This is a genomic window from Deinococcus misasensis DSM 22328 (assembly GCF_000745915.1).
Classification (GTDB): Bacteria; Deinococcota; Deinococci; order Deinococcales; family Deinococcaceae; genus Deinococcus_C; species Deinococcus_C misasensis.
On record NZ_JQKG01000082.1, the window covers coordinates 1 to 9,846 of the forward strand.

Annotated in this window: 9 protein-coding genes; 4 read left to right on the top strand and 5 right to left on the bottom strand. The window is 54.7% G+C overall.

Annotated elements, in window-relative coordinates; all coding sequences use genetic code 11:
• Positions 1-362: 362 nt before the first annotated feature.
• Positions 363-941: a C39 family peptidase gene (locus tag Q371_RS22680; protein WP_034345103.1), complete on the top strand. Its 579-nt coding sequence runs from the start codon at positions 363-365 to the stop codon at positions 939-941.
• Positions 942-1,118: 177 nt separating this feature from the next.
• On the top strand, positions 1,119-1,256 hold the full coding sequence (locus tag Q371_RS27410) for a hypothetical protein (protein ID WP_157442893.1): 138 nt from the start codon (positions 1,119-1,121) through the stop codon (positions 1,254-1,256).
• 40 nt (positions 1,257-1,296) lie between these two features.
• Here the strand turns inward: Q371_RS27410 and Q371_RS22685 are convergent, their stop codons facing one another.
• The 3 genes from Q371_RS22685 to Q371_RS22695 form a co-directional block, all read right to left on the bottom strand.
• The gene (locus Q371_RS22685; protein WP_034345105.1) at positions 1,297-2,208 is read right to left on the bottom strand and encodes a hypothetical protein; all 912 of its coding nucleotides are present in this window, start codon (positions 2,206-2,208) and stop codon (positions 1,297-1,299) included.
• Positions 2,209-2,230: 22 nt separating this feature from the next.
• Positions 2,231-3,517, bottom strand: a complete 1,287-nt coding sequence (locus Q371_RS22690) for a GH39 family glycosyl hydrolase (RefSeq protein WP_051965109.1) — start codon at positions 3,515-3,517, stop codon at positions 2,231-2,233.
• A 194-nt stretch (positions 3,518-3,711) separates the two neighbouring features.
• On the bottom strand, positions 3,712-4,539 hold the full coding sequence (locus Q371_RS22695) for an RIO1 family regulatory kinase/ATPase domain-containing protein (protein WP_051965111.1): 828 nt from the start codon (positions 4,537-4,539) through the stop codon (positions 3,712-3,714).
• Positions 4,540-5,187: 648 nt separating this feature from the next.
• Between Q371_RS22695 and hflX the strand changes: the two genes are divergently transcribed.
• Both hflX and Q371_RS22705 read left to right on the top strand, forming a co-directional pair.
• Positions 5,188-6,867, top strand: a complete 1,680-nt coding sequence (gene hflX / locus Q371_RS22700; protein WP_245618426.1) for a GTPase HflX — start codon at positions 5,188-5,190, stop codon at positions 6,865-6,867.
• 22 nt (positions 6,868-6,889) lie between these two features.
• Positions 6,890-7,309, top strand: a complete 420-nt coding sequence (locus Q371_RS22705; protein WP_034345107.1) for a hypothetical protein — start codon at positions 6,890-6,892, stop codon at positions 7,307-7,309.
• 106 nt (positions 7,310-7,415) lie between these two features.
• On the opposite strand, the gene Q371_RS22710 is transcribed toward Q371_RS22705, so the two are convergent.
• Positions 7,416-8,495: a bifunctional 3-deoxy-7-phosphoheptulonate synthase/chorismate mutase gene (locus tag Q371_RS22710; RefSeq protein WP_034345110.1), complete on the bottom strand. Its 1,080-nt coding sequence runs from the start codon at positions 8,493-8,495 to the stop codon at positions 7,416-7,418.
• A gap of 155 nt (positions 8,496-8,650) precedes the next feature.
• Positions 8,651-9,415, bottom strand: a complete 765-nt coding sequence (gene tatC / locus Q371_RS22715; RefSeq protein WP_034345113.1) for a twin-arginine translocase subunit TatC — start codon at positions 9,413-9,415, stop codon at positions 8,651-8,653.
• Between the last annotated feature and the right edge of the window lie 431 nt (positions 9,416-9,846).

Below are 9,846 nucleotides of genomic sequence, written 5' to 3' on the forward strand. Positions count from 1 at the left end.
TGACTGCACCGAGGGTTCGAACCCCTCCCTCTCCGCCAAAATCAAACCAGAGACAACGGACCCAAAAGGTCCGTTGTCTCTGGTGCCGAGGGCCAAGGGCCGAGGGCAACTTGTGCAAAACGAGGGATCACCTCTTGATCCCTCTGCCCGCTCGCCCCTACAGATCCCCTTGAGTATTTTTTATGCGTGTTGCACGATGCTCTCGGCTCTCGGCTCTCGGCTCTCGGCTCTCGGCTCTCGGCTCTCGGCTCTCGGCTCTCGGCTCTCGGCTCTCGGCTCTCGGCTTTTAGCCCCTCCATTTCCTACCTTTTACATTTAGGTGTGCTTCTCTGGAAAGCCTGTACGCCTTAAAATGGTCACAAATGCTACGCTTTCTCTTCGTCCTGTTTTTGCTGGTGTTGCCTGCTGGTTTTGCAAAAGGCAATGCGCCTCAGGGTGCTCAAGCTGTACAGTTGCAAGGGTTCACCTGGAGCAAGCAAACCTACAACAATTGCGGTCCTCAGGCACTTTCCTCGATCCTGTCCTACTATGGCATCCATGTGAATCAGGAAAAGATCTCGGGGGTGCTCAAGGCCTGTCCCACCTGTTACATGCAAACCGAGGTGATCGACCCTTACGTGAAAAATTTTGGCCTCCGGGCGCAACGGTTCAAAAACGGGGCCATTGGTCACGTCAAAGCACTGGTGAGGGCAGGTTATCCTGTGCTGGTCTTGCAGTATTTGAAGGCCAGCAGTGACGTTCCCCATTTCCGCATCGTCACCGGATTTGATGACCGCCAGAAAATGTTCTTCCTGAACGATCCCTACTATGCCCCCAATGCAGCCATCAGTTATGACGGGTTTCAGAACCTCTGGTCTGACCTGTACTCCAGAGAGTTCATCGTGATTTATCCCGAAAAACAGAAGGCAAGGGTGGGTCAGGCTCTGGGTGTAAAGCTTTAAGGCAGGAAAGATGCCGTTCGCAACAAAAAGGCCATGTGGAATTGCCATTTGCAAAACCGAATTTGTTTTCTAAAAGTCTTATATATGGGTGTGCTCTTTTTGGCATCAATTGCGCGCCAGACAACTTGATTCACCCGAGAAGGCTGCTAAGATGGGTTCATCACCGGGAGGTGAGGTATGGTGACCTTGCTGTTTTTGATGTTGCTCTCCGTTGTGCTCTATGCGTTCTGCCTCGGGTCCAAAGTTCTGGACCAGAACAACTCCCGTCCGGCTCCCATGCGAGCCACTGTGCCGATCAAAAAGAACCGAAAATGAACCTTCTCAGACTTTGAAATCCCCAGAAATGGGGATTTTTTCAGACGTGTTGGTACACTTGCAGGGTCCAATCTGGATGCAGCCAGCTTTGCAGAAGGGAATCCAGTGTGCGAATTTGCCTTGGGGCAAACCAGCCCTGTGCGTCCTTGTTCAACACCAGACCCCCTGTCAGGTGCAAACAGGCATGCTGGGCCTTTCCAGAGCCATCTTGAAACACCAGAGCACTGTGGTCTGGCAGGTTCACAGCATCGAAAGCCTCTGGTTGGTACTGCCAATCTTGCAGTTGCTGGAAAAAAGGCTCTGGATGAAGCCACAGGTCTTTTGTGGCTTCAAAGGTTTGGCGGTCTCTGGCCAGAGCGGAAAGTGTGGTGGCAAAGCAGTTGGGACCGCTCTGGGTGGCAAAAGTGCCCGCCAATTCTCTGACCCAAGGGCTGCACTTTTGCTCAATCTGTTCCCATGCTTCCTCTTTCAATGAACCTGAGAGGCACTTTTCTCGTTCTTGCTCGATGAAGGCTTTGAGCCAATGGTTTTGATCTTCCTTGCTCAGGCTGTGCCACACGTCATGCCTCAAGGCAAAGCAGGGACCATCATCTGTCTCAAAGACATCTCTGGGTTCTGGGATGCTTCCGAGCACCTGCACGACAAAATCCACAGCATAAAGCTGGTTGCGTCCCAGAGCTTTCTGTACGCCCATGATTCGGGCACATTCAGGATGGGTTCGGAGGGTCTCTGGATCGACCAGAGCCATGTGTGTGGCGATGGCAGGCACATGGTAAGTCCAGTAAGCATCCGCAAAATTCAGGTCTGTGCTGCGGGTTCGTGGAGAAACAGGCAGGCTTTCAGTCAGAGCAAAGTCATCTGGTGTGAAATAAAGCGGTTCAAAAGGAAAAACAAAAATGTCCCTCCAGCCGTCCAGCGTGCCAGAGGGAACGTCAATGTCAAGAATGTGCATCTGCCCAGTTTAAAGGTCAGGTTCAGAGGCGGGAATACGTCAATTTGACCATGGACCTTGCAGGCAATTCGATGCTGCTCTGCAATGGAAGTTGAAAGTAATCTTCTTCGTCTTTGACGGTTTTTTCGGTGAAGCCTGCGCTGCCCGCCAGTTTCCAGCCTGCAAAATCGGTGCCCACGGTTTTGGGTGCAGTGGAGGTGTTCATCAGGATCACCTGCAAGGTGCCGTCCCGCTCAACGGCGTGGGACCACACCTCTGGATCGGAAGAAGCCAGACCCAGACTGGTGCCATGGAAATCCCTCAGCAAGCGGAAAGCATAGTACGTCGGACGGTACAGGTAATCATCCCCAATGATGCCGTGCCCCTGTGTTCCCTGCAAAGCGAAGTAATTCAGCAGTTTGACCCCACCTTCAGCCATGCGCAGCAAGGTTTCGGTGGTCCAGAGTCCGGCCACCTGATCGGTCAGGTGTTTGTAGTTGGGAGATTTCCAGCTCAGGCCATACTCGGTGATGCCAAATTCAATCTGGCGTTGGTGGCCCAGAGGATTGCGCTCGGGGTCTTTCCAGAGGTTCTTGTAGAAGGTCAGGTCATCTGAACCCAGTTCCACGGTCTTCAGGGCTTCTGCATCGGTTTTGGAGCCATCGGTGGGGTAGATGTGCCAGCTCAGAACATCCACAATGTCACCGCACTTCTTGACGAAACCCTCCACGAAGTTGCGGTAGCCTGCACCAGAGATGCTGGGACCCACAAATTTGATGCTGGGATCCACTTTCAGCATGGCTTCACGCTGACCCCGGAAGGTGTCACAGTACCGCTCTGCGGTCCAAGTGGGATCGGCCCGGGTCACGGAGTACAGGTCCGGTTCATTGCCGATTTCCCAGTACCATACGGGAATGTCCATGTCTTTGGCCATCTTGACCAGGTTGGCTGCCCCCTCGGGGGTGTTGGCCGGATCCTTGTCGTTGGGACGTGCAAAGACCCGTGTCTGAATCACAATTTTGGGTTTCCCGAGCAAAATCCAGTTGCTTTTCAGGATGTTCAGGTCGGCTTCCAGCAGGTTCCGTTCATCGCCGATGTTGCCACCCGGAAAACGGATCACCTGTGGAGCCACCTTCAAGAGGTCCTGCTGAAAGTCCACAACGTTCATGAAATTCCCGAAGTTGAACCCTCCAACCTGATCTGGTGTGATGGTCGCTCTGGGAGCGTTGTCGAGGGTCAGGGTGACACTCTGGGCCAGTGTCATCGGGCTGAAAAGCAGGCTGAAACCGATCAAGGCCGTCTTGCAAAGGTTCGAACGCTTTTTATGCATGGGTTTGTCCTTTGCTCTCCATTGTACAGGACAAGAAAGCGTTTTCATGAGAAGGAGCCTGCAGCCCGCCGAGTGCATAGGGCCGAGGGCTAAAAAAGCTTTTGCTTGAGCATTCAGGGCGAGGCACGCCTCGCCCCTACAGATCCCCTTGACGATTTCCTGAACGAACAGCAGGATGCTCTCGGCTCTCGGCCTTACCTCGGCACCTGACGCAACGCCTCCTGATAAAGCGCTTCTTCTTCCGCCACCATTCCGAGTTTGCTGAAGGTTTTGAGCATCCCACGGATGTCCCTTCTGAGCAGGGCATCGGCTTGCGGGTTTTCACGGAAGCGGATCATCTGGGGGAAATCAATGGCATACACTCTGCCTTCATGCCACAGCAAATTGAATGTAGAGAAGTCTCCGTGCACGCGTCCCAGTTTGGCAAAGCCCAGCAGAATGTTCTTGGCCTGTTCGAAAGCACTTCTGGCGTCATCTCTGGACAGGTGCACGTCCGATAGGCGGGGTGCGGCTCCATCTTCGGTGCCAATGAATTCCATGATGATCACGTTGCCGTTGCGGGCGATGGGTTTGGGTACAGCAATGCCATGGTGATGCAGGGAATGAAGCTCCATGTACTCCTGCTCTACCCAGAGCACCAGTTGGGCATTGATTCCGGCGTTGGTGCGGTCCTGAATGGCTTTTTCGATGCGGCTGTCTGCAATGAAACGTCCTTCGCGGTACACGCTGTCGTTTCGGAAAGAGCGTGCCCGAATGTCTGCATACACTTTGACGGCCACCAGACCCTGTTCGGAAGTCGCCACGTAAACGGTGGCTTCCTTGCCTTGCTGGAGTTGCCAGACCACATCCTGAATGAAACCCCGCTCAAAGAGTTCTTGCAGGGCAGGATCTGCGAACTTGTCCAGAGAAGTGTTTTTCTCTTTGTGTTCGGTGAGGTCCTTGATGCGGCGTTTGCTGGAAATTTTGCGGTTGTTGGATTTGCGGAATTTTTCCCGTGTGTCGGGGTAATCGTCGTAACGCAAGAGGAATCTCCTGTGCGGGGATCCTCCTCACAAACAAGTCAGGTGCTGGTCAGGAGGCCCCGGGTGATGGAAGGGCGAAAAACAAAAGTCCATTCTGGTTCAAAACATTTCCGTTGTAGATGCCCATTGCACCACCTCCTGTTGCAGGCCGTTTGCCCACAAATGACCGGGCCTGTGACCCGTCTGAATAAAGCCAGTGTACGGTGGTGTGTGCCTGTTTGTCTTAGGCCATGTTGCTGATGTTTGTGTGCGTGCATCGGCGCACCATGGAAGGACCATGGACAACATTCGGATTTGAGATGGGAAGCCGAGGGCCAAGGGCCGAGAGCTTTTAAGGTGCTTTGGCTGAAGCTTTACAACAGCCAATGGGCATCTTGGACCTGTCTCTGGCTTGCGTTTTTTGCCCTCGGCTCTGGGCCCTTGGTCCTCGGCCCTAAGGTCAACATCAAGTGAGAAAACCCTTGCTCTGCCCTAAACCCAGAGTGGGATTTCCCTTCCGAAGTTCTCTGTCATCAGGTGTTAAAATATGATTTAAGCAATGCAGATCAAGGCCATCCACCGCTGCCCGAAATTCACCTCTGGGCAGAAGACTGCTCGTTTTTGTCGGAGGACACGACCATAGAGAAAGTACACGGAAACCTGCAAGGTTTGAAAAGCAACCAGATCAAACTCCTCTCCAACCTTTACCGCCGCAAAGTGCCCCCCGGAATGGTGGTCACCCCAGAGCTTGCCCGTGCCATGGGCGAACTCAGCACCGACATGCGCCGTGAAGTGGCCGTGCTCATTGACCGTCGGGGTCATGTTTTAACGGTGTCCGTCGGAGATGCTGCAACCACAGAACTGCCCCCTGTCAAACACGGTGAAAACCGCCTCAGCGGATTCCATCTGGTGCACACCCATCCCAGAGGAGGGGCACTGAGCAAATCGGACCTCTCCACCCTCTTTTTAAACCGTCTGGACGCCATTTGTGCCATCGAGGTCAAAGAGGGGATGCCCGGAAAGGCCCATGTGGCCCACCTCACCCCGCCCAATGCAGCTCTGGAAGAGGAAGACTGGCGCATCCTGCCCCCTCAAACCGTTTACGAGTTGGAAGATTGGGATTTGCAAGGGCAAGTGAGGGCTCTGGAAGAGGAGTTCGCCCGCTTCAAGGACCTCAAGAAACAGAAAAAAGATGCTGAACGTGCCTTGCTGGTCCAGGTGGACTCTGGCGAATTTGATGCCGAGGACCGCCTCTCAGAACTGAACGAACTCGCTCGCACGGCAGGTGCAGTGGTGGTGCACAAAGAACTGGTGTACCGCAAGAACCTGAACCCATCCAGCGTGATCGGCAAAGGCAAACTGGATGAGTTGACCTCCAAGGCTTACCACCTGGACGCCAGCATGATCATCTTTGGACAGGAGCTTTCTCCAGCCCAGGCCCGAGAAATTGAGACCATCACCAACCTGAAAATCGTGGACCGCACCCAGCTCATTCTGGACATTTTTGCCCTGCATGCCAGCGGAACAGAGTCCAAGTTGCAGGTGGAGTTGGCCCAGTTGCGCTACATGAAACCCAGACTGCTCGGGAAAGGCACCCAGCTTTCCAGGATCGGGGGCTCGGCAGGGTCTTCGGCAGGTGGAGCCATCGGAACGCGTGGACCGGGGGAAACCAAGCTGGAGCTGGACCGCCGCCGCATCAACGACCGCATCGCCGATCTGGAACACCAAATTGAGGACCTCTCCCGTCGCCGTGAAGAGCGACGCAAAGCCCGGGCCAGAAACCGCATTCCGGTGGTCGGCATTGTGGGCTACACCAACGCTGGCAAGAGCACCCTGCTCAATGCCCTCCTCAACCAGAGGGAAGAGAAAAAGGTGCTGGCAGAGAACAAGCTGTTCGCCACCCTGCGCCCCACCAGCCGTCAGGTGTTCTTGCAGAATTACGGTCAGGTGATTTTGACCGACACGGTGGGATTCATCCGTGACCTGCCCAAAGATCTGGCCCGAGCCTTCAAGGCCACGCTGGAAGAAATTGGCGATGCCAACCTGCTCATGCACGTTCTGGATGCCAGTGCTCCGGATTTCGAGATCAAGTACAAGTCGGTGGAAAACATCCTGAAAGAACTCGAACTTACAGACATTCCGGTGATGGTGGTGCTCAATAAAGCAGATCAGGCCTCTTCAGAGCGGCTTGCAGACCTGCAGGAGCGGTACTCTGGACTGGCCGTTTCGGCCCTGACCGGAGAAGGCATTGCAGAACTCAAGCGCGAACTGATCGGTGTCCTGACCCGCCACGGGCTCGAAACCAGTCAACCCGAGTTCATGGGAACGCTGGGGGTCTATCCCTCGTAATTAAACATCAGGAGGTACGAACATGTCATTTCTGGACAACCTTGCCAAAGGACTGAAAAGCGCACTGGACGTTGCCAAAACCAAAGGAGAAGAAGCTGCCCAGTACAGCAAACTCCGCTATGAAATCTTCCAGTTGAACCGTGACCTTGAGGCCACCTACAGCAAACTCGGGAAACAGGTGTTCAACGCCAACACCCTGGAAGGCACCGGCGAGTTCTTCGCCGAAGTGCGACGCCTGCAAGCCGAAATCGCCCAGAAGGAAGAAGACCTGCGCGAAATCGGCCAGAAAAACCCCGAGGCCGCAGAAGCTGCCGAAGCTGCCATTCAAGCCGAAGCCAACGCCGCGGCCCAGAGCCAGACCTACACCCCTCAGGCTGCCGCAGACTCGGGCACCCAGAACCCCACCCCTGTGGACACCACCAAACCAGACAAAGCCGAATAAGGTTTTTCCTGACACCGACACGAAATCCCCTTGAAAGAGGGGATTTTTGTTTGAGGCCCACAAAAAAGAACCCGAGGAAAACTCGGGTTCTCTTGATGCCAGAATTTTAAACGTTGACAGGCATTTTGAGCTGGGTTTCGAGGGCTTCGTAGAACTTCTTGAAGCCAGCGAAATCCAGTTGCTGCTCGTTGTCGCTGAGGGCGGTGGCAGGGCTGGGGTGCACTTCCACGTGGATGCCGTCTGCACCACAAGCCAGAGCGGCTTTGGCCAGAGGAATCAGCAGGTCACGGCGTCCTGCTGCGTGGGTCACGTCCACCACCACAGGCAGGTGGGTTTCCTGCTTGGCGAGGGCCACAGCACTCAGGTCAAGGGTGTTGCGGGTCCATTTTTCGTAGGTGCGGATGCCACGTTCGCAGAGGATTACGTTGGGGTTGCCCTCGGAGAGGATGTATTCTGCGGCGTACAGCCACTCTTCCATGGTGGCGCTTAAGCCACGCTTGAGCAAAACGGGTTTTTTGGCTTTGCCCACTTCACGGAGCAGGGCGAAGTTGTGCATGTTGCGGGCACCGATTTGCAGGATGTCGGCGTATTCGGCAACGATTTCCACATCGCGGGTGTCCATCACTTCGGTGACGAAGTACTGTCCGTTGGCTCTGGAGGAACGGCTGCCCAGAATCAGGCCATCCACACCCATCCCCTGAAAACCGTAAGGGCTGGTGCGGGGTTTGTAGGCTCCACCACGCAGGATTTTCACGCCGTAACCTGCGAGGTATTCGGCGGTGCTGTCCATCTGCTCTTCCGATTCGATGGAGCAGGGACCGGCGATCAGGAAAGGTGCATTGCCCCCACCGACTTGCAGGTCACCAATTTGCACGATGGTGTCGTCTTTCTTGGTTTTGCGGGAGACCAGCAGGGCTTTTTTGTCCTGTTGTTCTTCCAGATCCAGGCTGGCCTTGAAGACCTCTTTGAAGAGCTTCTTGATGGTGGCCTCTGGGAAAGGACCTTTGTTGGCTCTGGCCAGGTCCTTCAGCATTTGTTCTTCACGGGCCGGGTCGTAGTGGGACAGGCCCTGTTGGGATTGTGCTTCACCGATTTTGATCACGACTTCTGCGCGTCTGGAGAGGAGGTCCAGAATCTGCAGGTTGATTTGATCGATCTCTGCGCGGAGTGCTTTGATCTCGTCCATGCGGTTCAGTCTATGTCTGTGGTGGGTCACAAGGTAGCAAGTACACTAAACAAGTTCTATACAAACATGTCTAAAATCTCGCTCAGGAGCACAAAAAACATGACGTACCAAGTACACTAACTTTAGGTTTATGTACGATCTTTAGAAATATAAATTTACTGTTCCACAGCGTTTTCTTGCGTTTTGGGTTTTCCCATTCTAGCAAGCAGAATCCCCAGTTCATAGAGGACATACAGTGGAACGGCCAGCATCAGCATGTTCACGGGGTCTGGAGTGGGGGTGATCACTGCCGCCAGAATCAGGAGAACCACCACCGCATACCTGCGCCAACTGGCCAGCAACTGGTAAGTGACGATGCCCAGACGGGCCAGCACAAACGTCAGGATGGGAAGTTCAAAGGCCAGACCAAAAGTCAGCAGGTAAGACAGCATCTGTCCGATGTACTGCCCGAGGTTCAGGTTCACCACGAAAGACACATCCAGACCTGCGCCCAGAAAATCAATCATGAACGGCAGGGCTTTGGGCAAGAACACGTAATAACAGAACGCCGTTCCGGTCAGGAAAGCACTCAGGGCCCAGAGGATCATCGGGATGGACCATTTGCGCTCGTTGTCGTAAAGGCCGGGAGCCACAAACAGCCAGATCTGGTGCAGGATGAACGGGAACGACACGATCAATCCGCCCCACATGGCAATCGAAAAGCTCATGAACAACTGATCGGTGACCTGCGTGACCATCAGGTTGCTGTTGGTCTTGGTGAACGACAGGGGATATTGCAGAAAGTCGATGATGTTGGCCCGGTAGTTCCAGGCGACACCCGAGCCCACAATCCAGAACCCGAGCGCCCAGAAAATGCGGATCCGCAATTCTTCTAAGTGTTCGAGCAGGGGGGCTTCAGCGTTTGCAGGAGTCTTGGACATGCTAGTAACAGTGTACTGGAGAAAGATAAGAGAAAGGTCTGCAAGGAGGCAGAAGGCTATAAAAAGGCCGAGAGCCAAGGGCCGAGGGCCGAGGGCAAAAAAAGCTTTGGCTAAAGCGTTCAGGGCGCAGCACGCTGCGCCCCTACAGCCCCTTGACTATTTCCTGAACGAACAGCACGATGCTCTCGGCTCTCGGCTCTCGGCTCTCGGCTCTCGGCTCTCGGCTCTCGGCTCTCGGCTCTCGGCTCTCGGCTCTGTCTTGGCCCTGACGACGCGCCTCGAAGACGGCTTCTTCGGCGCTGGGCCGCCGGCTCTCGGCTTCAGGGAGCCCTACAAGGCAGCAGAAATCTTACGTTCCAGAAATGCCGGTGGCACATAACTGCACCTCGGCTCCGCAGCCATGTGATCCCCGGTTTCCGCCCACGCTCTGG

Bases quoted from the DNA above. Each gene is read 5' to 3' on its own strand.
- Q371_RS22680 (WP_034345103.1), top strand. From the start codon at position 363: ATGCTACGCTTTCTCTTCGTCCTGTTTTTGCTGGTGTTGCCTGCTGGT.
- Q371_RS27410 (WP_157442893.1), top strand. From the start codon at position 1,119: ATGGTGACCTTGCTGTTTTTGATGTTGCTCTCCGTTGTGCTCTATGCG.
- Q371_RS22685 (WP_034345105.1), bottom strand. From the start codon at position 2,208: ATGCACATTCTTGACATTGACGTTCCCTCTGGCACGCTGGACGGCTGG.
- Q371_RS22690 (WP_051965109.1), bottom strand. From the start codon at position 3,517: ATGCATAAAAAGCGTTCGAACCTTTGCAAGACGGCCTTGATCGGTTTC.
- Q371_RS22705 (WP_034345107.1), top strand. From the start codon at position 6,890: ATGTCATTTCTGGACAACCTTGCCAAAGGACTGAAAAGCGCACTGGAC.
- Q371_RS22710 (WP_034345110.1), bottom strand. From the start codon at position 8,495: ATGGACGAGATCAAAGCACTCCGCGCAGAGATCGATCAAATCAACCTG.
- tatC (WP_034345113.1), bottom strand. From the start codon at position 9,415: ATGTCCAAGACTCCTGCAAACGCTGAAGCCCCCCTGCTCGAACACTTA.